General features: G+C 47.5%; 26 protein-coding genes. 13 read left to right on the top strand and 13 right to left on the bottom strand.

The annotated features are described in order from the left end of the window. Position 1 precedes the first annotated feature (1 nt). Positions 2-136: a hypothetical protein gene (locus tag KNO73_RS15095; RefSeq protein WP_270812518.1), complete on the bottom strand. Its 135-nt coding sequence runs from the start codon at positions 134-136 to the stop codon at positions 2-4. A 257-nt stretch (positions 137-393) separates the two neighbouring features. On the opposite strand from KNO73_RS15095, the gene KNO73_RS10070 reads away from it, so the two are divergent. Both KNO73_RS10070 and KNO73_RS10065 read left to right on the top strand, forming a co-directional pair. Continuing rightward, the gene (locus KNO73_RS10070; RefSeq protein WP_078146043.1) at positions 394-1,233 is read left to right on the top strand and encodes a M15 family metallopeptidase; all 840 of its coding nucleotides are present in this window, start codon (positions 394-396) and stop codon (positions 1,231-1,233) included. 76 nt (positions 1,234-1,309) lie between these two features. Beyond that, positions 1,310-1,648 carry an antibiotic biosynthesis monooxygenase gene (locus KNO73_RS10065; RefSeq protein WP_074035108.1) on the top strand — a complete coding sequence of 113 codons (339 nt, stop codon included), beginning with the start codon at positions 1,310-1,312 and terminating at the stop codon, positions 1,646-1,648. Here KNO73_RS10065 and KNO73_RS10060 read toward each other — a convergent pair. Continuing rightward, complete coding sequence (locus KNO73_RS10060) at positions 1,628-2,329, bottom strand: CBS domain-containing protein (protein ID WP_215112446.1); 702 nt, start codon at positions 2,327-2,329, stop codon at positions 1,628-1,630. The two genes, KNO73_RS10065 and KNO73_RS10060, sit on opposite strands and share 21 nt — an antisense overlap. A 114-nt stretch (positions 2,330-2,443) precedes the next feature. On the opposite strand from KNO73_RS10060, the gene KNO73_RS10055 reads away from it, so the two are divergent. Continuing rightward, complete coding sequence (locus KNO73_RS10055) at positions 2,444-3,175, top strand: AzlC family ABC transporter permease (RefSeq protein ID WP_078146042.1); 732 nt, start codon at positions 2,444-2,446, stop codon at positions 3,173-3,175. Next, complete coding sequence (locus KNO73_RS10050; RefSeq protein WP_074035113.1) at positions 3,172-3,471, top strand: AzlD domain-containing protein; 300 nt, start codon at positions 3,172-3,174, stop codon at positions 3,469-3,471. Before KNO73_RS10055 ends, KNO73_RS10050 begins: the two co-directional genes overlap by 4 nt. Positions 3,472-3,505: 34 nt before the next feature. Here KNO73_RS10050 and KNO73_RS10045 read toward each other — a convergent pair whose 3' ends face one another. Next, positions 3,506-4,984, bottom strand: a complete 1,479-nt coding sequence (locus KNO73_RS10045; RefSeq protein ID WP_214691366.1) for an HD-GYP domain-containing protein — start codon at positions 4,982-4,984, stop codon at positions 3,506-3,508. A gap of 103 nt (positions 4,985-5,087) precedes the next feature. Beyond that, positions 5,088-6,839 (bottom strand): mechanosensitive ion channel, encoded by a 1,752-nt coding sequence (locus KNO73_RS10040; protein WP_214757626.1) that lies wholly within the window; start codon positions 6,837-6,839, stop codon positions 5,088-5,090. A 224-nt stretch (positions 6,840-7,063) separates the two neighbouring features. On the opposite strand from KNO73_RS10040, the gene mgsA reads away from it, so the two are divergent. The 4 genes from mgsA (at position 7,064) to KNO73_RS10020 (ending at position 9,627) form a co-directional block, all read left to right on the top strand. After that, entirely contained in the window at positions 7,064-7,477 is a 414-nt protein-coding gene (mgsA, locus tag KNO73_RS10035; protein WP_078146039.1) for a methylglyoxal synthase, read from the top strand. A 44-nt stretch (positions 7,478-7,521) separates the two neighbouring features. Next, complete coding sequence (locus tag KNO73_RS10030; protein WP_078146038.1) at positions 7,522-8,382, top strand: hypothetical protein; 861 nt, start codon at positions 7,522-7,524, stop codon at positions 8,380-8,382. A 111-nt stretch (positions 8,383-8,493) separates the two neighbouring features. After that, complete coding sequence (locus KNO73_RS10025; protein ID WP_078146037.1) at positions 8,494-9,009, top strand: YflT domain-containing protein; 516 nt, start codon at positions 8,494-8,496, stop codon at positions 9,007-9,009. 12 nt (positions 9,010-9,021) lie between these two features. After that, a complete protein-coding gene (locus tag KNO73_RS10020) occupies positions 9,022-9,627 on the top strand; it encodes a YflT domain-containing protein (RefSeq protein WP_214685007.1) in 606 nt (201 codons plus the stop codon). 41 nt (positions 9,628-9,668) lie between these two features. Here the strand turns inward: KNO73_RS10020 and KNO73_RS10015 are convergent, their stop codons facing one another. Genes KNO73_RS10015 through KNO73_RS10005 form a run of 3 tightly spaced genes read right to left on the bottom strand, consistent with a single transcriptional unit; the run spans position 9,669 to position 12,954 of the window. Then, positions 9,669-10,631 carry a 2-hydroxyacid dehydrogenase gene (locus KNO73_RS10015; RefSeq protein ID WP_214688954.1) on the bottom strand — a complete coding sequence of 321 codons (963 nt, stop codon included), beginning with the start codon at positions 10,629-10,631 and terminating at the stop codon, positions 9,669-9,671. Positions 10,632-10,679: 48 nt separating this feature from the next. Beyond that, positions 10,680-11,822 (bottom strand): YcjF family protein, encoded by a 1,143-nt coding sequence (locus tag KNO73_RS10010; protein WP_215112445.1) that lies wholly within the window; start codon positions 11,820-11,822, stop codon positions 10,680-10,682. Positions 11,823-11,835: 13 nt separating this feature from the next. Further along, positions 11,836-12,954: a GTPase gene (locus KNO73_RS10005; protein ID WP_215112444.1), complete on the bottom strand. Its 1,119-nt coding sequence runs from the start codon at positions 12,952-12,954 to the stop codon at positions 11,836-11,838. 80 nt (positions 12,955-13,034) lie between these two features. Between KNO73_RS10005 and KNO73_RS10000 the strand changes: the two genes are divergently transcribed. Both KNO73_RS10000 and KNO73_RS09995 read left to right on the top strand, forming a co-directional pair. Beyond that, positions 13,035-13,424, top strand: coding sequence for a VOC family protein (locus KNO73_RS10000; RefSeq protein ID WP_215112443.1), 390 nt, complete (start codon positions 13,035-13,037; stop codon positions 13,422-13,424). 93 nt (positions 13,425-13,517) lie between these two features. After that, complete coding sequence (locus tag KNO73_RS09995) at positions 13,518-14,318, top strand: formate/nitrite transporter family protein (RefSeq protein WP_078146031.1); 801 nt, start codon at positions 13,518-13,520, stop codon at positions 14,316-14,318. 50 nt (positions 14,319-14,368) lie between these two features. On the opposite strand, the gene KNO73_RS09990 is transcribed toward KNO73_RS09995, so the two are convergent. Continuing rightward, a complete protein-coding gene (locus tag KNO73_RS09990) occupies positions 14,369-15,841 on the bottom strand; it encodes an alanine/glycine:cation symporter family protein (RefSeq protein ID WP_078146030.1) in 1,473 nt (490 codons plus the stop codon). A 421-nt stretch (positions 15,842-16,262) separates the two neighbouring features. Here KNO73_RS09990 and KNO73_RS09985 point away from each other — a divergent pair, with 421 nt between their 5' ends. Next, positions 16,263-17,240, top strand: a complete 978-nt coding sequence (locus KNO73_RS09985) for a hypothetical protein (RefSeq protein WP_214688958.1) — start codon at positions 16,263-16,265, stop codon at positions 17,238-17,240. 38 nt (positions 17,241-17,278) lie between these two features. Here the strand turns inward: KNO73_RS09985 and KNO73_RS09980 are convergent, their stop codons facing one another. The 5 genes from KNO73_RS09980 to KNO73_RS09960 all read right to left on the bottom strand — a co-directional run bounded on the left by KNO73_RS09980 (position 17,279) and on the right by KNO73_RS09960 (position 20,651). Beyond that, positions 17,279-17,446, bottom strand: coding sequence for a hypothetical protein (locus KNO73_RS09980; RefSeq protein ID WP_015880321.1), 168 nt, complete (start codon positions 17,444-17,446; stop codon positions 17,279-17,281). Between the two features lies 1 nt (position 17,447). Further along, on the bottom strand, positions 17,448-17,651 hold the full coding sequence (locus tag KNO73_RS09975; RefSeq protein ID WP_015880320.1) for a YwbE family protein: 204 nt from the start codon (positions 17,649-17,651) through the stop codon (positions 17,448-17,450). A 57-nt stretch (positions 17,652-17,708) separates the two neighbouring features. Continuing rightward, a complete protein-coding gene (locus KNO73_RS09970) occupies positions 17,709-18,047 on the bottom strand; it encodes a hypothetical protein (protein ID WP_078146028.1) in 339 nt (112 codons plus the stop codon). 54 nt (positions 18,048-18,101) lie between these two features. Continuing rightward, a complete protein-coding gene (locus KNO73_RS09965; protein ID WP_215112489.1) occupies positions 18,102-19,757 on the bottom strand; it encodes a glycoside hydrolase family 13 protein in 1,656 nt (551 codons plus the stop codon). A gap of 132 nt (positions 19,758-19,889) precedes the next feature. Then, the gene (locus KNO73_RS09960; RefSeq protein ID WP_215112442.1) at positions 19,890-20,651 is read right to left on the bottom strand and encodes an alpha/beta hydrolase; all 762 of its coding nucleotides are present in this window, start codon (positions 20,649-20,651) and stop codon (positions 19,890-19,892) included. Positions 20,652-21,024: 373 nt separating this feature from the next. Between KNO73_RS09960 and KNO73_RS09955 the strand changes: the two genes are divergently transcribed. Continuing rightward, positions 21,025-24,531 carry a chitobiase/beta-hexosaminidase C-terminal domain-containing protein gene (locus KNO73_RS09955; protein WP_214812658.1) on the top strand — a complete coding sequence of 1,169 codons (3,507 nt, stop codon included), beginning with the start codon at positions 21,025-21,027 and terminating at the stop codon, positions 24,529-24,531. 100 nt (positions 24,532-24,631) lie between these two features. Beyond that, the gene (locus KNO73_RS09950) at positions 24,632-25,834 is read left to right on the top strand and encodes an NAD(P)/FAD-dependent oxidoreductase (protein WP_078146025.1); all 1,203 of its coding nucleotides are present in this window, start codon (positions 24,632-24,634) and stop codon (positions 25,832-25,834) included. Positions 25,835-25,897 lie beyond the last annotated feature (63 nt).

Below are 25,897 nucleotides of genomic sequence, written 5' to 3'. Positions count from 1 at the left end.
TTTAGTCTTTCGGTCGGACGACGTAGTAAATCAAAATGACGAGCCACGTCCACACTCCTGTGAAAATCCCGATAATCCCGACGATGAAAAAACCAAGCGGAATCATCGATTTCGTTCGATTATAGTCCTTCCACATATTCGATAGCCCTTGATATTAAAATACAAAAAGGCAAAGAATAGGACGAGCAATAAAAGTGGTAAACCGACTAAAGCTTCCATTCGCTCACTCCTCTCTACGATCTCATTCGTTATCTTTATTGTATCGGATTTCATGCCCACCTTCATCGGACCCAAGCCGTATCCTCTTCCGACCTAAAGGCGGATTAAAGATGCACAGTCTATCAAGAAAACGGGAAAAGGAACATCATCTAACTCTCGAGGAGGCGTTTTGCCATGAAGTCCCTGCGTATTTTTGTCATTTGTCTGCTGTTGTTTCAAGTGTCGCCAGTGACAGCGGCATCCTCGTCCCCACAACCAGGTTACACGATTAAAACGACCTATTTGTACGGTCGTGCCATGCAATCTTCCCCTATCCTTAAGACGCTACGAACGAACGTCCCAGTCCGCTATACGACCTATAATCGGAGTTGGTCGAACGTCTACATCGGAAATACGAAGTACTTCACTCCATCTGCCAACTTGAAAGCTGGTATCCCGAAGATGCCATCTGCCGATCGTTTACGACTAGTCAACAAGGCGAATGGACTCCCGTCCACTTATCGTTCCCCACAACTTGTCACGTTAACCATTCCAACTGTTTATCAAAAAGGGAGTGAACGGACCTTGATGACGGCGGAGGCAGCCTATGCTCTGGCTAAACTGTATTACGCGGGTCGGAAGCAAGGTCATACGTTATACGCCCTTAGCGCCTACCGATCTTACTCGACACAAAAGTCACTCTATGCCTATTACGTCAACACACGTGGGGTCGCATACGCTTCAAAATATGTGGCACGTCCCGGTCACAGTGAACATCAAACGGGTCTCGCCGTTGATATGACGAGTCAACGCATGCGGCTAGGCCTATATGAATCCTTCGACCGATCGCCTGAAGGGAAATGGATGCTTCAAAACGCCCATCTCTATGGATTTATCGTCCGCTATCCAAAAGGAAAAGAGAAAATCACGGGATACAATTACGAACCTTGGCATTTGCGTTATGTCGGTGTCACTGAAGCGACGATGATGAAGCAGAAGAACTGGGCGTTCGAAGAATGGTGGAGCAGACGTTGAGTGAGCATCCTTTTTCAGGCATTTCCCTGTTCACGTTATAATGGAGTCATCTTATTCGTATAGGGGGAAATGTGGGATGTGGATTGTGATGAACAAACTAGACGTTGAAAAAGGGAAAGCCGACGCGGTCAAAGCACGCTTCGAAACGACAAAAGGAATCGAAGCGATGGATGGCTTTGTCCGTATGCAAGTGTTGACGGATACGTCTGATGAGGCGATGGATCATGTCGTCATCATGACCACGTGGCGTGATGCAGACAGCTTTGAGAACTGGCGCGACAGCAATGCTTATAAGCACGCCCATAAGAAACGTGATGACGGGACTTCAGAAGTGAAACCAATCGTCCTCGGCAACACCGTTACCCAATATGAGGTCGCCATTGAACATCTCGCCTCAACGGAGCGCGTTCAATAAATCTTGAGGACGGATGATGCCGAGTAGCGGTTCATCCGGATTTCCGGTCTCTGTAATCAGAAGGGCGTCATATCGTGCGCCCTCTTTCATTTGCGTAAAGCAGTGCTGTGCCTCGATTACGGTCGCATCCTTTCGAATGAATCGATACCGGTGCATATGCGGATCGTGGTGGAGCACGTGCTTCACCCGAACTCCTTTGAGTGACAAGTTGGGCCCGTCGATTGTTTCGGCTAGCCAACTGGTCACTCCTTTTTTCGTCAACAGTCCGCGCCAAGCCCCATTGTCATGATATACAGGGAATTGCGAATAATTTTTATCTCGAATCTCCCGGAGTACTTCCGTCAAAAAATCTTCCGACTGAAACGTCACCACCGATTTCGCAAACAATGGAATGACGAGACGTGGATGAAGGAGCTCTCGCTCTACTTCTAAAATCAATGCAACAAGCGACTCGTGTGGCTCCGCGATAATAAAATCAGGTTCACGCCGCTCATGGACGATGGCATTTCGTAGTTGACTCATCTGATGTAAATCTTCTTTATACCGGTCGATGATTGGATTTTGTTTCGCTAACCGATTCACCATGTTACTAAAACTGAAATGTTGCCCATCTCCCATCTCTCGACTCAAGTAGTCCTCGATTCGATGATAGGATGCCAAAAATTCTTCAGCACGACTCATGTGATCACCCTCCTTAACGATACATGTATACCCTCTTTTTTATCATTTGAGCAGGAAACCGTTTATTCATCCCGAATGACATAGAAATCATCTTAATTATGGAGGAGGGCTATCATGGCGACTTCGATTCATCCCACATCACCAACTTCACCGCAACCCACGTTTCGCGCAGGACTACGCGCCGGCATTCCCGTCGCCATCGGATATATCCCGATTGCGATTGCCTTCGGTCTTTTGGCACAATCTTTCAACTTGCCGAATACTATCACATTATCGATGTCCTTTTTGATCTTTGCCGGGGCAAGTCAGTTCATTACGGTACAACTTCTGATGGCCGGTTCGATGTATTGGGAAATCATTTTGACGACGTTCATTCTAAACTCTCGCCATTTTTTAATGTCCGCCTCACTATCCCAACGGATTGAGAGTACATCTCGAAGACTATTAGCTACCATCGCGTTTGGTGTGACCGACGAAACGTTCAGCATCGCCTCTACTCGTCAAGAGGCCCGTTCCGGTATGTTCGTGCTCGGGTTGAATACAATCGCATTTCTTGCTTGGAACGTCGGGACGTGGATGGGGGTCTTCCTCGCCTTCGGTCTTCCAAGCACATTACAGGCGAGTATGGGGATTGCGCTATATGCGATGTTCATCGGGTTACTCGTTCCATCATTAACGACTCGTCCTGTCTTCGTCGTAGCAAGCTTAGCTATCATTATTCAAGCCATACTCCATTGGGTCATCACCCCGTTCTTCTCAATCTCAGATGGGATTCGAATCATCGTCGCGACCGTTGTCGCAGCCGGAATCGGTGCTTTCGTATTTAAGGAGGAAGAGGTCACATGATATCGTTGTTTCTACTCGTTCTAGGATTGGCACTTGTCACGTATCTCCCTCGCCTTGTCCCGCTACTCTGGCTAAAGGAATTGGCGTTACCGGCATATATGAAACGATTTCTTTCCTTCATCCCGTATGCGGTACTGGCTAGTTTGATTTTTCCGGGCGTCCTATCCTCCACGACCACCACCTCGTCTGCCTTATTCGGAGGAGTGGTTGCCACTTTCCTGGCGCTACTACGGGTCAACCTCGTCGTTGTCGTCATTGGAGCTGTATTCGGGGTATATGCCTTTCAAACTATATGACAAAGGAGCGGCACACGAGGTGCTGCTCCTTTTCTTATGCTGATATGCCCTGACGACGAAGCTGGACGAATACGTCCACAAATTCCGCGTCCCATTGTGTTCCCCGACCGCTCTCCAATATGGAAAGCGCCTTTTCCACTGGCATTCCTGACCGATAGGGTCGATCTGATGTCATGGCATCATAAGCATCGGCAATCGCCATGATTCTTCCGAATAACGGAATGTCGACCGCATGTAAGCGGTCCGGGTATCCTTTCCCATCGATTCGTTCGTGGTGCGATCGAACTCCGGCTAAAATCGGTTGAAGCGATGCAGGTAAATGAATTTGACTCAAAATATGGATGCCAATGGTCGGATGTTCTTGAATTTTTGAAAACTCTTCGTCTGTCAGCTTCCCTTCTTTTAGTAGGACGTCATCTCGAATTCCAATTTTCCCGATGTCATGTAGAAGTGCTGACTTATTGAGTAAATCGACTTGTGCATGCGGTAAGCCAATGGCGCGAGCAAGCTCAACGGAATACATCGCGACACGCTCCGAATGACCTGCTGTGTAGGGATCACGTGCATCGAGCGTTGCTGCGAATAAAATGAAGAGGCTGTCTAACAGCTGTGCGTTTTCTTGTTCACGAGCAGTTACCGTCTCAACCATTTGATTGAATCCCCCAATCAGTTGGGCGAACTCATCTAAGTACGGATTCTCGATTTTCTGAAGTTGTCCCGACTCCATCTGTTCGATGCCGGACGTCAAAAATCCAATCGGACGTTTGATGTTGTCATAGAGTAAGAAACTGCATAACACCGCAATTCCGACGATGATGACAAGAATCACGAGCGCCCAATTCCAATACGTATCCGTTCGAGTCGAAGTCGACAATTGGACACTCGACGCCAACATGAACAACATGATGGGAAAGATACCCGTAATGAGCATACTGATCAATAATTTAGTTCGGACACTAAATGATCGATACGTTGCATGAATAGGCAGATGATAAAGTTCGAGATGCCTTTCTTTCATGTATACAAGTAATGGCTCAACCGATCGAACCGTCAAAAAATATTCAATCAAGGCATGTAGTACCGCAATCATGACGGCCCCGATTGCAGCCAAGCCGATCAAACGATAAGGTAAGTCAATCCACCCCATCTGAATAAAAACGGCGGTTAAACCAATTGACGGGATGGATAATCCAAACAAATGAGGACCTAAAATCCGTTGCACCGTTAAAATCGGGAATCGACTCGCTTGTTCGAATGCCGACGTCAATTCGTCAATCGATGGGGATTCGATCATAAAAAGCTGTCGTATCGGTCGAATGTGGCGACGGTATAAGAGTAGTTCTGAGAAAATCATAACTATCCCTGACCCCAACATGATGCCTAACAGTAGTAAAATCTCTCGAATGGACAGGTCAAGCGTTTGAAAAATAAAGACACCACCTACTCCAAAGACGGCCAAACCCGAGCCGATGATATAGTTCATCACGAGCGTCCGTTGAAAACGTTCAAACATTCCCCTCACCCCTACACTCTTTTCTTTTACTATCGACCAGATTTATGCTTGAGTTGAACACAAAAAAACGGATCTCCTTGTAGGAGACCCGTTCAAGCATCGATTATGGGCGTAACGGACCATCGTTATCATCAAGTGATCGATTGTCCTGATCCGGAGTGATGTTTTCATGGAACGGATTCGGTTCCGGTCCATCCACATGGTCAACTTTTGGATTTTGAACATCTCGCTTCAACTCGTGTTTCGATTGTTCCGCTTCATGTTTCGACTGCTCCACGCCTTGCTTCGCTTGTTGTTTTGCAGCTTCCGCTTCGCGGCTCATCTGTTCTTTCTCCTGCTCAAGACCTTCTTTTGAAACTTCCGTTTCATCAATGCGTTGCTCCGCCTTTTTCAAATAACGTGCCGCCGTCTCGCGACCACCAAGACCGAAAGCAAGACCGAAGGCGAGGGCAACGGCCCCAAGAATGAGAAGGAATGCTGTATTGACAATCACCGGTGCGATGCCGAGTTGGCTAACGGCCATGAAGAAGACGAGTCCGAGAATCGCATACTTCGCTACGTAGCGAAGCGCACTCGGTTGTCCTGCTCCATCGACAAGTACACTTCCGACCAACCGCTCTGCCATGTTCGCCAACCAGAATCCGACTGCCAAGATGATGAGTGCTGCGATGACCATCGGCAAGTAAGCAAAGATGGCTGTTGCAAGAGATGCCATGAACTCAAGATTCGCGACTTGAAGTGCTTCAGATACGAAGAGCAAGATCACGATTACTTGGACAATGACACCGACCACTTGAGCGATTGACATCGAAGACGCACGTTCCCCGAAACCCATTTTTTGAGCCAACGAGTTGACGCCAAGATTCTCAAGAAGGGATACGACGACCCCTTTCAACCATCTTGCCACGAACACCCCGACGAGGACGAGGACGATTGCAACGAGAATGTCTGGAATCATGACAAGGACATCATTGAGCATCGCAATCGCGGGTTCCGAGATTCCTCGAATATCGAGCGCTTCAAGCGCCGAAATCGTCACCGGAATCATGATGAAGATGAAGACGATTGTACCGATCGCTTTCGCAAGACTCGATCCTTTCACATAATCAGAAAGATGGAATCGCTCTGCTAAGCGATCTAACCCTGCTGCTTCAAGGAACTTCGTCAAAATGTCACGTACAATCTTCGCGACGACATAACCGATTGCGAAGATGAGCGCCGCTGCGACAAGTTTCGGAATGAATCCGAGGAAGCTGTTCAATAAGTCTTCGAATGGTCCGCTGACCCCACGAAGTCCAAGGGCATCAAGTACAGCCGGTAGCGCCAATAAGAGCACGAGATAGAAGACGATGTTCGCGACCGTGTCGACCCACTTCGTTTGATTGACACTTGTCGATTCTTGCCCCGTTTTTTCCATCAACTTGCTCAAATTCAAACGATGTCCCGCCATTTGAATCCCCTTTTTCAAAAGGGTAGCGATGACCCAGGCAACGAGTAAAATCAGGCCGGCTTTGATGACACCGATAATCAGTCCAGAGAATCCTTCATAAATTTGACTGAATGGTTCCGTAATGGCTGGAACGTTCATGAATTCAAAGATGATCAGGAATGCGAGGAGTAATACCCCAAAGAACACGACTTTCCCGATAATGCGTTCAGGGGTCCACTTTTCTCCTTTCTCCCCATCTTTTTGAATACCCACTCGCTCATCGAGTCGTGCTTTCTTCAATGCTTTACGTGTCACGTTTTCCAATACTTTTGCCAAGATGTAACCGACTACAAGAATAACAATTGCCAGCAAAAGCTCTGGTAGCCATGACATGAACGTATTGAAGTTATACGTTGTGTTGTTCATCGAATCTTCCTCCTTTTTCACATGAAATGATTGTTTTTATTTAACAGTGCTATTTCATACATACCTATATTTCAAAATCATCAAACCTGAATTGTAAGTCAATTCGTTTACATGACTATTACGATTCATTGGAAATGGGTACGTTAGTTTAAGAGAGAAATCGTGCCAAATGAAGTCAAATATGATACGAATAACAAGAGACGTCATGTTAGGAGGAATTTAGGATGAATATCGCTTTAGTGGCTCACGACAAGAAGAAAGATGATTTAATCGTCCTCATTAAAACTTACACCCATATACTAAAGAAACATCAGTTGTTTGCGACCGGTACAACGGGTAAGCGAATCGCTGAAGCGACCGGCTTGCCTGTCCATTGCTTCCGATCCGGACCGCTTGGAGGGGACCAAGAAATCGGTGCTGCCGTCGCACGCGGGGAGATGGATATGATCATCTTTTTCAGAGACCCATTAACTGCTCAACCTCATGAACCGGATGTGAGCGCATTGATGCGTCTTTGTGACGTCTACTCCATCCCGCTTTCGACAAATATGGGTGGAAGCGAAATTTTGATTCGAAGTATCGAGCAAGGTGATTTCGAGTCACTTAAACTTTCTCATAACGACGAACCTCCGGCTTGACCATGACAAACCGAGAAAGGAGAGGAATCTCCCTGGAACCGAATATGATTCACGACCCGAACGTCCAACAGTTCTTTAACGACGTGCGCCAGCGCCTCATCGAACTACTTGGAAATGAGGCAGAAGCGGATCGCCATCTACTCGCACTTGCTGGATATATCCGACATGCAGAGAAAAGTGGTCAGTCGCTCGAAAGTCTTTTAAACCAAGATCCTCAGGAATACGCTCGTTTCCTCATTGAACAACCCGAAACAAATGAAGAATATCGTCGACGCTATCACGTGTTGATCGATGCCTCGGATGAATTAAAACCTCATGAAAAAGCGCAAGCAAACCGGGAATTCGATTGGGCCGTCAATCAATTGGACGAAGCCAAGCTTTCGTTAAAAGAAATCGAAGTGCGCGACCTTGCCTTCCTCGCCTACACAAAGATTGAAGCACTCAAATCGTCTCGTACGATTTGGAACCGCTTCGGCTGGCTACTAGGTATGATTTTGGCATTTGCCTACGCCAACTTACTGCTCGTGATTGACGATGTCTTTAGCGGTCGACTATTCACCGCCCCTATGTCGACGTATCCAATTGATTATCTGGCCTTCCTGTTACCCGTCCTCGTGACCGGTGCTATCTTCGGCATATTGACCCGTTTTCGACATTACATCCAGACGCTCGGTCGGCGTATTGCATTCGCCTTGCTCATCGTTGTCGTCTACATCATGTCTATCTTTCTGATTCAACCGCTCTTAATGACAATTGGTTGGTCATTCATCATTCAGTTGACCCCACTCTACGCGCTCATTTTAATGGCGATCAGTGGCTTTATGGCCATCTGGACATTAATCGAGTTCGTCTGGAAGAGTACACGTTGTTCTCTCGGAGACGATACGCTCATGCTTTATTACTAACCACGCCACTCCTCTTAGGAGATGGCGTTTTTTGTTTCGATTATGGCGAGAACGGAAATTACTCCTATTGTGACGCTTGTTTTAGATTGGAAATTCTAAAGGGGGTATTCGATGTCAGAACGAAAAATGATTGGCCTGTTCCAGACAGAACAGGAAGTCATGCACAAAGTGGAAGAGCTGAAAGCTGCAGGGGAAGCTGAAAAAAATATGCATGTTGTCGCCAAGCGGGACGGGGAAATTTCTGCGTTACGTGATCACACGGATGTAAATGCCGAGTCCGGTATCCGTGACGTCAATTGGCTTGACCGTGTCAAAGCATTCCTACACGGAAGTGACCGCATTCGTGATGAGTTACGGAATATGGGGCTAAACGATGCCGAAGCGGAACAGTATTATGATGCAATCGATGAAGGACAGATTCTACTCTACATCGATCGACACTCGTACGACCGCTATCCGAACATGTATAAAAAAGACAGTGAGCTCGATCATGATAAAGGGGAAAAAGCGGATGGGATCGCCTTTGACGCGAAACCATTTAACGATCACGACGAGAATCCACGTGGTACAAAGGATGATCCGATTGTACGCGGTCATTCTGGATTAGAAGATCATCGCCGATTATAAGGAGGAACGACTATGAATGAGAAACGATTTATCAGTATGCACGATACGCTGGATGCAGCACTTGGGAAAATCGAGGAGTTGCGAGCGAAAGGGTATGAAGACTCACACATTTATGTCGTCACAAAACATGAAGACAACGTTTCGATTTTGAGACGTGATACAGATGTTCATACGGAAGCGACCCATCAAGCGAGCTGGTTCGATAAGGTTCGGGCGTTCCTCAGCGGTCATGAAGACGTGCACGCTGGTCTACGCAACATGGGACTGAGCGAAGAGGAAGTAAAACGTCACTATGACGATGTAGAAGCCGGGAAAATCCTCGTTTATGTGGATGAAGACTTTGAACGTCGTCATCAAGACGGGGTGACAGTCGATTCGAAACCATATCAAGACGCATCATCGACTCATCTCGGTAGTCATACTGACGATGGATTGGAAATCGACTCAAAACCTTATCGTGAGGCTCAGACCATCGACCCAAGCCATCCCGTAGACCCGGAGCAAGATAAACTGGATAAAGAAACGAAGAATCCAGATCGCGAGGAAAAACTACGTGGTCTCGATGATCGTGCTTATCGAAATGACGTAGAAGATCCGGATAATATCCGACGTTTCTAACATAGTAACAAAGAGCCTGACGCACCCGCGTCAGGCTCTTCTTACGTCAAACGATTCTTCGGTTCTTTCCCTTCGAGCACATTTGTGATGGCATCTCGATTCAATGCCATCATCGCCAGACGTGTCCGAATCGTTGCACTCCCGATATGCGGTAATGTCGTCACGTTCGGAAGCGTCAATAATGGATGACCGAGGTCGATTGGTTCTTTTGTGAATACGTCTAATCCCGCTCCCCAAATCTTCCTCGCTTTAAGTGCTTCATATAGCGCCTTTTCATCGATGATTTCTCCACGAGCCACATTGATGAAAATGGATGTTTCCTTCATCTTGGCAAACTCTTTAGCCCCGAGCATTCCCCGTGTCTCGTCCGTGAGCGGTGCGAGAACGACGACGAAATCGGATTGTGTCAATAGTTCATCGAGTTCCGCATAGGTGAAGCCATACATCGACTCCGACTCATGTCGCCGTGTCCGGTTATGGTATAGAACTTCCATGTCAAATCCTCTTGCCCGACGTGCGACCGCTTCACCGATTCGCCCCATTCCGATGATACCCAATTTCGCTTGATAAAGGTCCATCCCGACGTAGCCCATCGGCAGCCAGGACTTCCACTCCCCGGCGCGCAAGTCACGTTCCGCCTCTCCGAGACGTCGTGCCGTCATCATCATGAGACCAAACGTCAAATCTGCTGTCGTTTCCGTCAAGACATCGGGTGTGTTGGTGACGATGACGCTATTCTCTTTCGCTGCGTTCAAATCGATATTGTTATATCCGACCGCCAAATTGGAGACGACCTCTAACTGTGTGGCACGCTCAAACACTTCACGGTCAATCGTGTCGCTGAGCATGGTCCAGAGCGCATGCGCAGATGACGCTTCTTCTAACAGCACCTCTCGCGGCACACTTTCCCCTTCATGCTTCCACATGCGCACATCGTATTGATCGCGAAGCGGTTCGACTGCCTCTTCTGGCAAGCGACGCGTAATATAGATTCGTTTCTTCATCTTTCTCCCCCTCTCTACACTTACTTGTAGTCTAACAAATGGAAAGCGTTAAGAGGGTTGATCCGACTTCGGCTTTTGCTTCAAATACTGTTCAAACAGTGACCCGAACTCTTGATTTAACAACTGTTCAATCGTTTTCGATGAATCCATAGCGTTTCGATAGGCGATTTCGTTAATGGCGAGTCCGATGGCCCACGTGATCCCTGATGCGACGGTCGCATTGATGACACCGGCCGCGGCGTTCGCTCCCGGGAAAAACTTCATGACGTTCAATAAGATCGTTTTCGATAACGTGCGACCGATTTGTGGAATGATGGTACTTCCAATGAGCGTCTTCAACAAATCATCACTCGCTTTGACACCCCAATAGCGAAATAGATGGACGCTCATCGTCACTTGAATCGGCGTCAATGCCACGGCATCAGCAAACGGGAGCGGAACCGCAGCAGCCGTTCCTGCGCTCGCGACATAGCCAGAGATGATTCGATTCGCCTTTTTACGCTTTAACTTGAGCATCGCTTCACTCTCTGCATGAATCTCCATCAAGAGCCCTTCCTGCAAGGAAGCATCTAGCTGTTCAACCGACCACGCAATCAGTCGTTCCCAATCCACATATTGACGCAACGCTTCATCGTTCAATATTTCCGAAGAAATGCTGACTTGGAAGATCGCTTCTTCCGGAAGGATTCCATTCAGTTCATTCCGTAATGCCGTCAGTTCCTCTAAATCGACCTGATCGATTTGTGTGAATAAGACAGCGACAGCGGTCGATTCACGTAGACGGCGAATCAAGGCCTTGTCGAGTGTTGTGACACGTTTTGTCGCAGCGTTGATGGTATACCAGACGAGATGAATTCGTTTGGATGCCTCTTGCCGCTTTGCGTTCTCCACAAACCCGATGACTTCCTCTTCGTAATGTTGTTGCCGCGCACTCCCGATCTCATATCCTTCGCTGTCGAACAAGGTGACTGCGATATCATCACTCGTATATTGATGAATTCCTCTTGTGACCGGTTCCCCGGCTGCTACTTTCGTCAAATCACGTCCAAACACGTAGTTCACAACAGAACTCTTTCCTGCTCCCGTTGCTCCCGCGATGAGGATGTTTGGTTTTTTGACATTGCCCCGTAGCCGCTCGAGCTCTGCCTTTAAATCATAATCTTTAAAATCAAATCGTTTCGTCGATTCCATTTACGTTTCCCCCTTATGAGTTGAGCGTGCGACCAAGCTGACCCATCTCGCGCTCAAAGCCGCGTCGAATCTCTTCTTCAATCGTTTGTCTTACAGATGCATATTGTTGCTCGATGGCCTTTTTAATCCCTCGCTCTGCCGCCCGACGCTTGAATGCCCAGTAGATGAAGTGCACTCCAGGAATCATTCCGAGAACCATCTTTCGAACTGTTTTTCCGAACGAGTAGTCAAATCCGAGCTCAACTCGTCTTGTTCTAAACAAAAGGTCTGCTTGCTCTCCGACGAGTGGGTACCGCTGCATGAGTTGGATATAATGACGCACCCCTTCTGCCATCGCCTCTTCCGTCGTCAAAGCGGCCGCTTCAAGCGTATTTTCTAAATCTTTCTCTATTTTTCTAGCTTTCCAACTGATCATTGCTTGCGGGGTCAGCATCCGAATCGTCTCTGCCGAAGCGATACTCCGAATTCTCCAATCCTCTAACTCGTCTAGGAGATGATTCGTCAGATTGATGGGGAGTTTTCGTTCGATGTCTTTCCACAAGTTCGTCCGATTCCGCTTCCATACCTCTTCATACCCTTTGACCGGGACGCGTTTCCCTGTCAGTAATTTCTTTTCGACACTGTTGACACGGATGATGTCCTCTTCTTCAATCGGCAGTTCGCGTAACAATACCCGTTCCATCGCCTCTGCCTTTTGCACACTCATCGGGTCGTCTTCGTTGAAGTTAGTCAGAATGAGGGTGACGTTGCTCCCCCGCTCATATAAAGGTTTTAAAATCGCCTCGAGCTCGTATGCCTCGACACGTCCTGACTGCACCGACAACAAGTAGTAAATTGTATGAAACCACTCCGCGATATCGAGCGCGCCTTCACGCTGATGGACGATGGATAAGATCGCTTGATGCCACTCTTCAGAGCGGTCTGCTTCGAGCCCCCACGTATCAAAAAAACGAAACAAGATACCCCGCTCTAAATCGTAATACTCATATTCGTGAAGTCCTTCTGCGGTGACCGGACTTCCAGCACGCGATTCGGCGACGTCATGTCCATATATATAGTTGATAAACGCACTCTTTCCGACACCGGTCTTTCCGGCAATCAAAATATTTGAGACGAGCCCTGTCCGATCCATACGTTTCCTCCCTCATTCGTTGTATAGTTCAATTATACCGAACGGACCATTTTCAAACGTCCATCGAAAGGATGATTCTCATGCTTCACCATGTTGAGCTTTACGTTTCAAACCTACACGACAGTATACGTGCCTGGGAATGGCTCCTCTGTGAACAACTTGATTACACGCTCTATCAATCTTGGCCAGAAGGACGGAGTTATCGTTACGGCGAGACATATCTCGTGTTCGTTCAAACGGAAGAGACTCACCTTGCGCCACCGTATCACCGAAAAAAGACTGGTCTCAACCACTTGGCATTTCATGCGTCCTCCCTCGCACAACTAGAAGAAGTGCGGCAACAACTTGCATCCCGCGGGTTTCGTGAATTGTACGCAGACCGCTTCCCCCACGCAGGTGGCCCAAACTATACAGCACTATTTTTTGAAGACCCGGACCGCATCAAAGTTGAACTCGTGGCAGCGATGTGAACGGTTTCTTGAGAACTTCTTGAAAGTTTGTGAAAACAATTGCAAACTTGACGTCGACCTCCTAGACTGAAAGGGTCTAAAGGAGGTCTTTTCATGGAAAAGCAAGTCGTCGATTATATGGAAGAAGCCGCATTCAAGAAATCATCATTGCTTCAACATTCATTTCCTCAATACATGTTGCGATCGATAATCGCGGGTTTTTTAATCGGGATTGGAGTCGTCTTCTCATTCACCGTCGGAAACATGTTCATCGATGTCCCCGGTACGATGCTGATAGCGGGCGCCAGTTTCTCGGTGGCACTCGTCTTCATCGTCTGGATGGGGGGAGAGTTGTTCACGAGCAACACCATGTATCTCTACACTGGTGCAAAACGAGGACGTGTCGCTTGGTTCGACCTCGTAAAGATATGGGGACTCAGTTGGGTCGGTAACTTGATTGGTGCCGTCTTGCTATCGCTTCTCGTCATCGGGGCTCATAGTATGGGTGACGTGACGGGTGACCATTTGCTCGCTGTCGTCGCCGCGAAGAAAATCGGTGGAGACGCCCTTGCTATTTTCTTGAAAGGAATCTTGTGTAACGTGCTCGTCTGTTTGGCCATCTTCATGCCACTCAAAACGAACAATGATGTCGCGAAGATTATGCTGACGATGCTTCCGGTCGTCGTATTTTTCGCCGCTGGATTCGAGCACTCAATTGCGAACATGGGCGTTTTCGCTCTCGCGCTCCACTATGTACCGTCGGACCTCGTCACCTTTAGCGGTGCCCTTTACAATCTATTCTTCGCCACACTCGGCAATATTGTCGGTGGTGCGTTGTTCGTGGCCGGAAGTTACTTGTATTTGAACAAATCGGAGACGGAACAAACCGTCAAGCCGATACGTCATCATGCATAAAAAGACAGGGACCCCGATTAGCAGGGTCCCTGTTTGTTGCATTTCACGAATTATGATTTTGAAGCGTCGGCTGCTGCTGCTTGAACAGTACCTTGTGCCACTTCGTCTTCTTCCACATCCCAGCACTCTGTATTCTCGATACCGAGTTTACGAGCCGAGAAGCGTGGGTTGAGACCTTGAGCTCGTTGCTCTTCGTAATCTTTAAGAACTTTGAAGGCAACGCCACCGAGCAATGTGATTGCCGCGATGTTGATCAATGTCATCCCTGCCATGAAGAGGTCAGCGAGGCTCCATACGAATCCGAGGCTTGCGACCGCTCCGATGAAAACGAATGCCATTGTCGCAAGACGGAATCCAAAGACTACACCTTTGCTCTTCTTGATGAATTCGATGTTCGTTTCACCGTAGTAGTAGCTTCCTGCGATCGAGCTGAAGGCGAACAAGAAGACGCTGACAGCGATGAATGCTGGAGCAAGTGTTCCGATTTGCTCAGTCAATGCGTTTTGAAGAAGGACAATCCCTTCACCATTTCCAGCAGCGTAGCTGTCTGAGAGAAGGATGATCGCTGCAGTTGCTGTACATACGATCAACGTATCCAAGAATACACCGAGTGATTGAAGGAAACCTTGTTTCGCAGGGTGCGATACTTCAGCAGCAGCTGCTGCGTTTGGTGCAGAACCCATACCTGCTTCGTTCGAGAAGAGTCCACGGCGTACACCCATTGAGATTGCAGCACCGATTGAACCACCGACTGCTTCATTCAAACCAAATGCGCTTTGGAAAATCATAGCGAAGACGCCTGGAAGTTCAGCGAAGTTCACAACGACAACGTAGAGTGCGATAGCAAGGTAGAGAACAGCCATGACAGGTACGACGATTGCCGAGAAGTTCGCGACACGTTGTACACCACCAAAGATGACAAGGCCAGTAAGAACAACTAAGATTGCTCCGCCGATCGCTGCATCGATTCCAAATGCGTTATCGAATGCTGCAGCGATCGTGTTCGATTGAACAGAGTTGAAGATGAGTCCGAATGTGACAGCAATGAGAACCGCGAATACGATTCCAAGTGCACGGTTGTTTAAACCTTTTTCGATGTAGTAAGCCGGACCACCGCGGTACGCGACATCGTCTTTCACTTTGTATACTTGAGCGAGCGTGCTTTCAATCATGGCTGTCGCACCACCGAGAAGGGCGACGATCCACATCCAGAAGACCGCTCCTGGTCCACCAAGTGTGACCGCTACCGTGACCCCGGCAAGGTTACCTGTACCGATTCGAGTCGCGGCACCGATAAAGAATGATTTCATTGAAGAAATACTCTTCCCGTCTTTTGTAAGTGTAACGTCCGATTTATCTGTCACCGTACGTAACATTTCTTTTAAGTAACGGAACTGCATAAATCGTGTTCTGACCGTGAAGTAGATCCCGGCTCCGACGAGAACGGCGATCAATACGTACGACCATAAGATGTTGTTCAAAAAGTCGACGCTTCCTTGTAACATACCTTGAATCGCTTCCATGAATAAGTTCCTCCCTGTTGTGTGAATCTGAAGTTGAGAATTTTTTATGATGTCTTAGTTCTGAATTATACAAAGATTCTGACAATTATCAATAATTTTTTTATAGGTGATTTCACTCTTTTTTCACATCATCTGAGCCAGAGTCCTTATTTATAAGTACTTAAAGCGCTTACATAAAAATGTTTAGAAATATTAAATCATGATTTATAGTGCGTATAGAAAAATATAATTTCATTATTTTTACTTCATTTTCTTATTTGCCGTGTCTTTTCATTACACGGTCTCGTATGAATACCATTCATTTTTTATACTTTTTTTCACTAATCAATCATTGTTTTTCACTTGTACAGGATATTACATAATTATAGTCTCCACCTTCTGTTCACCATGAAAAGTCATCTAGAAGAAAGAAGGAAGAATCATGAAAAGACATCGGAAGTGGTTATCTTGGTTCGTTATATTGGCCTTCGTGTTGTCATTGTTGCCTATGAAGGGAAATGTGGCGGAAGCGACCGGAGGGACACAGTGGTGTGTATCCACGAATTCTGATTCTACCATCTATGCAGGGCAAAACATCCCGATTGGAGTCGTCGATTTTGAGTTTGTCGCGGAAGGCTTAAAAATTGTCATCGATTTAAATGACGGAGTGACGTTAGCCGACGTACCTGAAAATATTAAAATTGATTTTCGATTAACCAGTGAATCGCTTGAGCGCGGTAGTCCTGGCGCATATGAGTTTAAAACAAAATCCCTCGTCGATCCAACACATCTCTTAATTCCTTACGCTTCGTTAGCAAGTTATCTTGGTGTGAACGAAAGCGTTCTAAAATCAGACGGTTTCCAATTTAACGTCTTCCTCCACCTAGATACAATCGTTAATGGAGAAACGGAAACTGCTTATCCTGGTGATCCGGGTACAGGAAATCCTTGGGTACGATATGTGACACTGACCGTTGAAGATTGTACACCACCACCAGAGGTTGATTATGGGGTATATACAATCGGCTTTTGGAAAAACATCTTCAACTATGAGAAAGTATCGTTCGAATATGGCTCAATCGTTTATATTCAAGGAATTGCTTATGATGTCAGTACACTCGAAGGACAAAAGGCCTTGTCCGCACTAATGACAAGCTCGCCGAAATCAATGACTGAAGAAAAACGTTTGATTATGCAATTAACAGCCGCAAAAATCAATGTACTATTAAATGACCCATCGTTCTTGAACCTTGAGCTCGTTTATAAGGACAGTGGTGTATCAACTGGCTTTACCGTGGGTGAACTATTGTCTGGTGCAGAAGTGGCTCTTGCAAACAAAAATATAGATCAAATGAAATACTATCAAAAACTTCTTGATCAGTTTAACAATGGTTATTTCGTAAACACGTTACACGATTAAAAGATAAAAAGCAGTCGCTTTTGAGGAGCGACTGCTTTTTATATACCAGTACGTTTCTTCTGGTTATTTGGTTTTTTCGTCAATTGGCTCGTCAACGGTTTCTGTTTTGTACCATGTAAACCCGTGGGAACCTTCGTTTGATTTTGCTTCTTCTCTGCCAGCTTTTGTTTCATCGCCTCTTGAAAAGATAGTTTTTTCTCGCTCATCTTACTCACCTCCAGCTTCGATCACTTTCACACGACCGACCTGTCCATCGCTCAAACGCACTTTGATTCCGTGCGGATGACGTGGCGAGTTCGTCAATATATCTTGAACGACGCCTTTCGTCAGCTTTCCGCTTCGTTGATCTTGTTTTAAAACGATTTGGACGTGGAGTCCTGGGCGAATGTCAGCACGTTTCGTTCCATCCATACCCGACACCCCTTTCCATTTAGTCAATCTCTATCATATGCTCTTTTCCCTCATTTGTCACAGCCTATTCCAGATGCCGATCTGTCGCATCGTTTCTGTCATGTAACTTTGATCGGTCTGAAGCGTCTTCTTAGGAAACGGATCATACAATCGAACGCTGACCCCTCGATGCGAAAAGGTCACATCCATGACATACTGTCCTTCCACATCACGGAGTGCGGCCGTCCCTTTCAACGAATGAAACGCCTTAGCGAACGCCTCTCCAAAATCGAGATACGCTTTCACGTAAATCGTAACGCGTCGCTCATCAATCATCAATTCCAACCGTTCGCGATCGGCACCACCAATGACCATGCGTACGACCTCGTTGTCATTGGAAAATTCAATCGTATGCATCCTCGTCCCACCCTTCATTCAAAAGAGGTACCCTCCTAGGAAGGTACCTTTCTATCATAAACGATATAACCGTGCTGCGAATGGTCGAAGCATAAACGTTTCCGTATCAATCGTCTCGGGGTCAATCTCATTCGTCATGACAAGCGTGGCGCCTGCAATTTCCGGAATGGTCACTTCTGCCGGATTGGCGGTCAAGTTGACGACCACGAAGAAGCGGTTGTTTTCAAACGTACGCTCGTAGACGAAGGCTTGCTTATGTTCAGGCAAGACGTCACGATAACGACCATACGTAAACGTTTCCTCAGCTCGACGAAGACGGATCATCTCCTTATAGAACGACAGAATGGAGTGCTGGTCGTGTCGCTGTGCCTCGACGTTGAGCGTCTCATACTCTTCATGAATCGGCATCCACGGGGTCGTCGTCGAGAAACCAGCATGAGGTGAGGCATCCCACTGGATTGGTGTCCGGACGTTATCACGAGACGTGCCCCATACTTGTTGCATCGAGTCGATTTCACTCATCCCGTTCGCGATCCGTTCGAAGTACTCGTTTTTCGTCGCGACATCATCATAGTCATGAATGGATGGGAGCGGCACATTCTTCATCCCGATTTCTTGTCCTTGATAAATGAATGGTGTCCCGTGCATGAAGAAGTACATCATCCCAAGCGCCGTGGCACTTTCACGCCAATAATGATGCTCATCCCCGACGAGAGATACCGCTCGCACCATGTCATGATTTTCAATGTATAATGCGTTCCATCCAGTTTCGCGTAATCCTTGTTGCCATTTATCGAAGATCCGTTTCAGCTCGACGACATCGAGCGGGGCAAGACGCGACCGTCGCATGATATCGACATGATCAAAGTGAAAGGCCATATTCATCGCACCATTCTCTGGTCCCATCCATTGGTCGGCTTCTTCCGGCTCAATGCCGTTCGTCTCCCCAACAGTCATAATGTCGTATTTGGAAAACGTTTCTCGCTTCATCTCTTGTAGATATTCATGAATTCCGTCAATGTTCGAGTACATCGAAAAGGCCGTCACGATCGGCTTTCCGTCCGGAGAAGGTAGCATCGTCTCCGTCGGCATCTTTTTAATATGACTGATCGCATCGACACGGAATCCGTCGACCCCTTTATCGAGCCACCAGTTGATCATGTCATAGACAGCCGTTCGAACGTCACGATTTTCCCAATTCAAATCGGGTTGTTTCTTCGAGAAGACGTGCAAGTAATATTGATCGGTCGGTTCGTCATATTTCCAAGCGGACCCACCAAAGATACTCGCCCAGTTGCTCGGTGGCATCCCATCTTTCCCATCTCGCCAAATATACCAATCTCGTTTCGGATTGTCTTTCGAGCTCTTCGATTCAAGGAACCATGGATGTTCGTCCGACGTATGGTTGACGACGAGGTCGAGCAACAGCTTCATCCCTCGTGCGTGCACTGCCTCTAGCAAGGCATCAAAATCCTCCATCGTCCCAAACTCATCCATAATGTCTTGATAGTCACTAATATCATATCCGTTATCATCGTTTGGCGATTTGTACATCGGACAAATCCAAATGACATCAATTCCAAGGTCTTCTAAGTAATCGAGCTTTTCAATGATTCCGCGAAGATCACCGATTCCATCCCCGTTCGAATCGTTGAAACTTCGTGGATAAATTTGATAGGCGATGGCCTCTTTCCACCATACACGACTGATCTCTGTTTGTTTCGTTTGGCTGAACAACGTCTCCATACGGCACCTTGCCTCCTACAATAAGGTATGATTCACATCTACCATAGCACTAGTGCAAGCGTTTGCAAAGAATCAGTCCACAAAAAAATGCAGTTTTCACACTGCATTTTGATGGCGCGCCCCAACCTGTTCACAGAAGGTCGTGATCAGCTTCGACAAATGCTTCCAATCATTGTCCATCGTCGCGACGTGATACGAGTTAGGAAGCACCGCGTATTCTTTTTTTCCTTGTAACTGATCGAACAACCAGATGGAGTCGGAAGGCGGCACCACGTTGTCGACAGCAGAATGGATGACATATGTCGGCACATCAACTGCTCCGACGTGCGGTCGCACCTCGTCAATCAGCGAAAGCAATTCACGAATCGCTTTTGTAGGCACACGGTCATAGACAATCTCATATACGTCTTTTGCCAAGATGTCAGGCGCATCTTCGTCGATAAATCGACACTCGGTATCCGACGCATGACACGCATATCCTGGTACCGATAACGCGGCATTGATTGTCACAATCGCATCCGCCTTCCCTTCAAGGGCAGCCTTGAGTGCCAACGTTCCGCCCATTGACTGACCGACGACGATGACCGTCTGACACGACTCGCGCAACCGCTCGATTCCTTTCGTCACACTTTTATACCAACATCGATGCGTCGAACATCGAAAGTCTTCTGGATGTGTCCCATGCCCTTTCAAGCGCGGGGCATAGACCGTGAACCCTTGCTTCATCAACTCAATTCCGACGTCCTGTACACTTTGAGGTGTCCCGTTAAAGCCGTGACAAAGCAAAATACCGATTTCGTTTCCTTCATAATAAAACGCGCCTGCTCCAGGAATGACTGGGTAATTGACTGCTTTCATTAGTGCCTCCTTTAATTCCAACTTAACCGATACAATTAATTCGTATTAGAAGAGTGTAAAAGTTCTTAAGCTACTCGTCAAGTTCTTCCGATTACATTTATCTTGTAATCAAAATGTAATCATAACTTTGTGTTTAGTGGATTGAGTTCTGACGTCTGCTTGGTTATGTTTAACATGTAGTAAAAAAACTTGGGAAATGAACGTGTTATTTTTGACAATACACGAATAATTTTTCAAGGGATTCGTCACAAGAAAAGTAATGTAAGCGCTATCATGTCGTTTTTTTGAAAAAGGAGGATATAAATTCACTTATTTATAACGACGCAAGTTGGGGAAATCGGATTAGACCATTACATCTAAGGGAGACTTACACATGGGGAAACCAACACAATCATTTAAGGCAGTCACTGGCCTCGCCTTATCAGCAGGACTCATCGTCAGCAGTATGACGCCGATTGCGGCAAACGTAAACGCCGAGACGTTGAACGCATCAGATCTCTTCATTTCCGAGTACGTAGAAGGATCGAGCAACAATAAAGCAATCGAGTTATTCAATGGAACGAACGCGACAATCGACCTTTCCGCTTACAAAATTGAACTGTATTCAAACGGAGGTACGACTGCCGGAAATACATTGAATTTGACTGGCACCCTCGCACCAGGAGCTACATATATCATTGTGAACGGCAGTGCGTCGGACACATTGAAAGCAAAATCGGATACGGTGAGTGCCGTGACGAACTTCAACGGGGATGACACGATCGTCTTGAAAAAAGGAGACACGGTTCTTGATGTCTTCGGTCAACTCGGCTTCGACCCAGGGACAAAATGGGGAACGACCGTTGCGACTGCTGACCAATCGCTCATCCGTAAAGACACGGTCACAAAGGGAGACAGTGATGGCAGTGATGCCTTCGACCCGGCTGTCGAATGGTCATCGACACCACAAGACACGTTCGACAATCTCGGGTTACATACGTTCCAAGGCGTCGAATACGGAGATGGCGGCACAACGGAGCCTCCTGCACCAATCACACCAATTTCAATTGCTGATGCACGAACAAAGGCAGAAAATGAGACGGTCACCGTAAAAGGAGTCGTCACGGCTAAATTAGCGAACACCATCTCCATTCAAGACGCAACAGGTGGTCTGTCTATCCGTCCGACATCTCTTGCCGTCAACGTCGGGGACGAGGTCGTTGTCACAGGGGTCGTCGGTTCGTACCGTGAGCTTCTTCAATTGAACAGCGCTGTCGTTGTTTCAAAACAAGCAGCAACACTTCCTACTGCCCAAGTCTTGACAGGGGAACATATCAACGAGGACGTCGAATCCGAACTCGTTACCGTCAAAAATGTCACACTCACAGGTAGCGGTCAGAACTTGACGGCGACGGACGGAACGAAGGAGTTCGTCGTTCGCGACGAGCGAGGCATCCTTGATTTACAGACGGATGTGAACTATTCATCGATCACAGGAATCGTTCAACAGTTTGACGATACGTACCAAATCATCCCTCGTGACCCGGCGGACACGGTTATCGATACGTCCGTTCTTCGGCCGGCTGTCGCGAAACCAGGTGCCGGTACATTCGTTGGTCCACAAGACGTGACGCTCTCGACAACGACAGCAGACGCTGAGATTTTCTATACACTCGACGGCTCTGATCCAAAAGAGAATGGGCTTCGTTACGAAAACCCAATCCGCATTGAAAACTCGACGACATTGAAGACGGTCGTGAAAACGGGAGACACATTCAGCGCCGTCTCAACATTCTCTTATAAGATCACAGACAAGATTCGCATTCACGACATCCAAGGTGCGAACCATACGACTCCGATGAACGGACAGACGGTTGAAGGTGTCGAAGGAATCGTCACGTCTACGTTCGTCTCAAGTGGGACGACCTATTACTTCATCCAAACGCCTGATTCGGAAGCCGATGACGATGCACGGACATCTGAAGGGATTGTCCTTTACGGTGGACGTTCGATTGCCGGCATTCAAGTCGGTGACCTCGTCAAAGTGAACGGAAAAGTGAGCGAGTATGCGATCGAAGGATACAGCGACCGTCAACAGACAGATATGAAGATGACACAAATCGATACACGTAACGGAAAAGTCGAAGTCGTCGCGAGCGGCGTGACACTTCCGACTCCAATCACGATTGATGCCTCAAACCTTCCGACCGAGTTTATCGACAGCGACAACCTCGCCGTCTTCAATCCGGAGAAGGATGCCATCGACTTCTGGGAGAGCCTTGAAGGAATGCGTGTTCAAACGAACAAGTTGAAGTCAGTCGGACCACAAGAATATGGTGACTTAGTCACAGTTCTCGAGGATACGCCAACAGAGACATATAATGGCGGCGTCTTATTGAAAAAGAACGATGCAAACCCGGAACGCATTCAGTTCCGTCTCGAACCGAACGCGGAAGCGCGTGAATTCGATGTCGCGACGGGCGACCGCTTCAATGGACCGATTGTCGGTGTTGTCGGCTATTCGTTCGGTAACTATAAGATTCAAGCCTCACTTGAAGACATGAAAGCTGCCTTCGTCAAAGGAGATGCGCAGCGTGAGAAGACATTCATCGAGGCAGAAGAAGATCAATTAACGATTGCATCGTATAACTTAGAGAACTTCTCGAACAACATCAAAGAAACATCAGATGAAAAGGCACTCAAACTGGCGAAAGCGTTCGTCAACGAATTGAACAGCCCTGACATCATCGGTGTGACGGAAGTACAAGACAACGATGGACAGGATAAAGGGGCAGGTTCTGCCGCTGACCAGAGCTATCAGCGCTTAATCGATAACATTGTCGCTGTCGGTGGGAAGACGTATAAATACGTCAACATCGACCCAGAGAACAACCAAGACGGAGGCGCCCCAGATGCCAACATCCGTGTCGGCTTCTTGTACGATCCTGAGCGCGTGTCATTGACGGAGGGAATCCCTGCTGGTGATGCGACGACGGCCGTCGGATACGCCGATGGGAAATTGACGCACAACCCGGGACGTATCGATCCGATGAACGAAGCGTTCGATCGTTCGCGTAAACCGTTAGCTGCTCAATTCGACTTCCAAGGCGAGAACGTCATCGTGATCGCAAACCACTGGAACTCGAAAGGTGGCGACACTGGTTTCTTCGGTTCACAACAACCGGTCGTACTCGGAAGTGAAGTGCAACGTAAGAAAATCGCACAAGTCGTCCACAACTTCGTGGCAGACGTGAAGACGAAGAATCCAGAAGCGAATGTTGTCGCACTCGGTGACTTCAACGATTTCGAATTCTCGGATGCGCTCCAAATCTTCAAAGGCGACTTGATGACGAACATGGTCGAGAAAGTTCCTGCTGTCGACCGCTACTCGTATGTGTATCAAGGGAACTCACAAGTACTCGATCACATCCTCGTCTCGAATCGCTTGGCCGCTTCTACGAAAATTGACATGATTCACGTCAACTCGGACTTCACTGAGATGTCAGGGCGTGCGAGTGACCATGATCCAGTACTTGCACAAATCGACTTCACACCGGAACCAGAAGTGGAATTGACGCGTTACACTGTAGAAAACCATAAAGCTGCTCGCCTCGTCCTTCAAGAGGATTACATCGGCGTGACAATCGGAAAAGGCACGAACTTCAAAAACGGCATCTTCGTTCGTGGCGTATACACGGAATTGACAGGAGAACCGTTGAAAAATGTCGTCGTTCAAGTGAAACCGAAAGAAGCCGGTGCCATCATCGACTTCAAAGGCGCGACGGTAAAAGAAGTAATCGTTGACGGGAAAAACCTTGCTGAGATTCGCGGGGCAAAAAACGTCCAACGCATCACATATACGAAAGGCGCTTCTCCTTCATCCATCATCATCAAGAAATAACATGTTGAACCGCAGACACATCGTCTGCGGTTTTTTGGTTTCACCTCTATTGAAGCGGGGATAAAGAGGAAGATACTGAATATCATGGAGGATGAGACCGATGGAATTGTATAACGGAGATTTATATTGGCCAACGACCGAATCAGAGGACGTCGTGTTAGAAAGACCTGACAAAAAAGAGCATTACGACGTACTCGTCATCGGAGCCGGTATGTCCGGAACGTTGACGGCTTATACGTTACAACGAGATGGCGTCGATTTTGCGGTGCTCGATGGGCGAAAGGTCGGTACCGGAAGCACATCAGCAAATACCGGTTTAATTCAATATTCAAATGACATCATGTTACATGAACTTGCAGAAAAAATTGGAGAAGCGGCAGCGGTACGCTTCTATCAATTATGTCTCGACGCGGTCGAATCGCTCGACCAGGTGGCGAAAGATGTCGATGCATCCGATATATATATTCGACGGGACAGCCTTTGTTTTGCGAGTGAAGAGGACGATGTTGCCAAATTGCAACGTGAGTATGAGATGCTAGCCAAACACGGTTTTGATGTGGAGTGGTTGGATCGTGAGGCACTACGTGAACGCTTCCCATTTGAAAAACCGGCGGCCCTCATCACAAAAGGCGATGCCGAGGTCAATCCGCTCACGCTCAGTCGTCAAATCATCCGCCATTTATCGAAACAACACGTCCCGATTTTTGAAGAGACGTCGGTGGATGAGGTCGTGTCTGATGGTGATGGATGGATTGTGTTCACCTCGAACGGGACATTTAAAGCGAATAAAGTCATCTTTGCGACAGGTTATGGGCCAGCTCCCCTACTCGACTCCCATCGGATCGATTTGAATCGGTCATACGCCATCGCAACGAATCCAATCGCCGAATTCAGCGAATGGGAAGGACGCGCGCTCATTTGGGAGACGAAACGACCATATCTCTATTTGCGCACGACTCCGGACGGGCGAATTATCGCGGGTGGGCTTGACGAAGACCAGGCCGAAACGCCGCACGATGAGGCGCTCATGAACGATCGGGCGGAACGAGTGAAAGAAAAAATCGCCGAGCTCTTCCCGATGTATGACCTAGAAGTCGATTATGCTTGGGTCGCCTTGTTTGGAGAGTCGGTGGACCAACTCCCGTTCATCGGGGAGCACCCGAATCGACCGAACTTGTTTTACTTGCTCGGATATGGGGGAAATGGGACCGTGTATAGCATGCTTGGCTCTCGTATTCTGAGTGCTCTCGTTCGTGGTCAGTCGCATCCCGATGCGGACCTCGTTCGTTTAGATCGAACGTAATCCCCGACATTTTGGGATTGTTACATCATTGAAGGAGTGTTTTTGGATTGAAGAAAAAAAGAA

The sequence above is a fragment of the Exiguobacterium sp. s83 genome, from assembly GCF_018617095.1.
Lineage (GTDB): Bacteria > Bacillota > Bacilli > Exiguobacteriales > Exiguobacteriaceae > Exiguobacterium > Exiguobacterium profundum.
Note: the sequence above shows the minus strand (reverse complement) of the source record. Positions and strands in the feature narration are given on the sequence as shown.

Coding starts and splice junctions, on each gene's coding strand:
- KNO73_RS15095 (WP_270812518.1), bottom strand. CDS start 136: ATGTGGAAGGACTATAATCGAACGAAATCGATGATTCCGCTTGGTTTT.
- KNO73_RS10070 (WP_078146043.1), top strand. CDS start 394: ATGAAGTCCCTGCGTATTTTTGTCATTTGTCTGCTGTTGTTTCAAGTG.
- KNO73_RS10065 (WP_074035108.1), top strand. CDS start 1,310: ATGTGGATTGTGATGAACAAACTAGACGTTGAAAAAGGGAAAGCCGAC.
- KNO73_RS10060 (WP_215112446.1), bottom strand. CDS start 2,329: ATGAGTCGTGCTGAAGAATTTTTGGCATCCTATCATCGAATCGAGGAC.
- KNO73_RS10055 (WP_078146042.1), top strand. CDS start 2,444: ATGGCGACTTCGATTCATCCCACATCACCAACTTCACCGCAACCCACG.
- KNO73_RS10050 (WP_074035113.1), top strand. CDS start 3,172: ATGATATCGTTGTTTCTACTCGTTCTAGGATTGGCACTTGTCACGTAT.
- KNO73_RS10045 (WP_214691366.1), bottom strand. CDS start 4,984: ATGTTTGAACGTTTTCAACGGACGCTCGTGATGAACTATATCATCGGC.
- KNO73_RS10040 (WP_214757626.1), bottom strand. CDS start 6,839: ATGAACAACACAACGTATAACTTCAATACGTTCATGTCATGGCTACCA.
- mgsA (WP_078146039.1), top strand. CDS start 7,064: ATGAATATCGCTTTAGTGGCTCACGACAAGAAGAAAGATGATTTAATC.
- KNO73_RS10030 (WP_078146038.1), top strand. CDS start 7,522: ATGATTCACGACCCGAACGTCCAACAGTTCTTTAACGACGTGCGCCAG.
- KNO73_RS10025 (WP_078146037.1), top strand. CDS start 8,494: ATGTCAGAACGAAAAATGATTGGCCTGTTCCAGACAGAACAGGAAGTC.
- KNO73_RS10020 (WP_214685007.1), top strand. CDS start 9,022: ATGAATGAGAAACGATTTATCAGTATGCACGATACGCTGGATGCAGCA.
- KNO73_RS10015 (WP_214688954.1), bottom strand. CDS start 10,631: ATGAAGAAACGAATCTATATTACGCGTCGCTTGCCAGAAGAGGCAGTC.
- KNO73_RS10010 (WP_215112445.1), bottom strand. CDS start 11,822: ATGGAATCGACGAAACGATTTGATTTTAAAGATTATGATTTAAAGGCA.
- KNO73_RS10005 (WP_215112444.1), bottom strand. CDS start 12,954: ATGGATCGGACAGGGCTCGTCTCAAATATTTTGATTGCCGGAAAGACC.
- KNO73_RS10000 (WP_215112443.1), top strand. CDS start 13,035: ATGCTTCACCATGTTGAGCTTTACGTTTCAAACCTACACGACAGTATA.
- KNO73_RS09995 (WP_078146031.1), top strand. CDS start 13,518: ATGGAAAAGCAAGTCGTCGATTATATGGAAGAAGCCGCATTCAAGAAA.
- KNO73_RS09990 (WP_078146030.1), bottom strand. CDS start 15,841: ATGGAAGCGATTCAAGGTATGTTACAAGGAAGCGTCGACTTTTTGAAC.
- KNO73_RS09985 (WP_214688958.1), top strand. CDS start 16,263: ATGAAAAGACATCGGAAGTGGTTATCTTGGTTCGTTATATTGGCCTTC.
- KNO73_RS09980 (WP_015880321.1), bottom strand. CDS start 17,446: ATGAGCGAGAAAAAACTATCTTTTCAAGAGGCGATGAAACAAAAGCTG.
- KNO73_RS09975 (WP_015880320.1), bottom strand. CDS start 17,651: ATGGATGGAACGAAACGTGCTGACATTCGCCCAGGACTCCACGTCCAA.
- KNO73_RS09970 (WP_078146028.1), bottom strand. CDS start 18,047: ATGCATACGATTGAATTTTCCAATGACAACGAGGTCGTACGCATGGTC.
- KNO73_RS09960 (WP_215112442.1), bottom strand. CDS start 20,651: ATGAAAGCAGTCAATTACCCAGTCATTCCTGGAGCAGGCGCGTTTTAT.
- KNO73_RS09955 (WP_214812658.1), top strand. CDS start 21,025: ATGGGGAAACCAACACAATCATTTAAGGCAGTCACTGGCCTCGCCTTA.
- KNO73_RS09950 (WP_078146025.1), top strand. CDS start 24,632: ATGGAATTGTATAACGGAGATTTATATTGGCCAACGACCGAATCAGAG.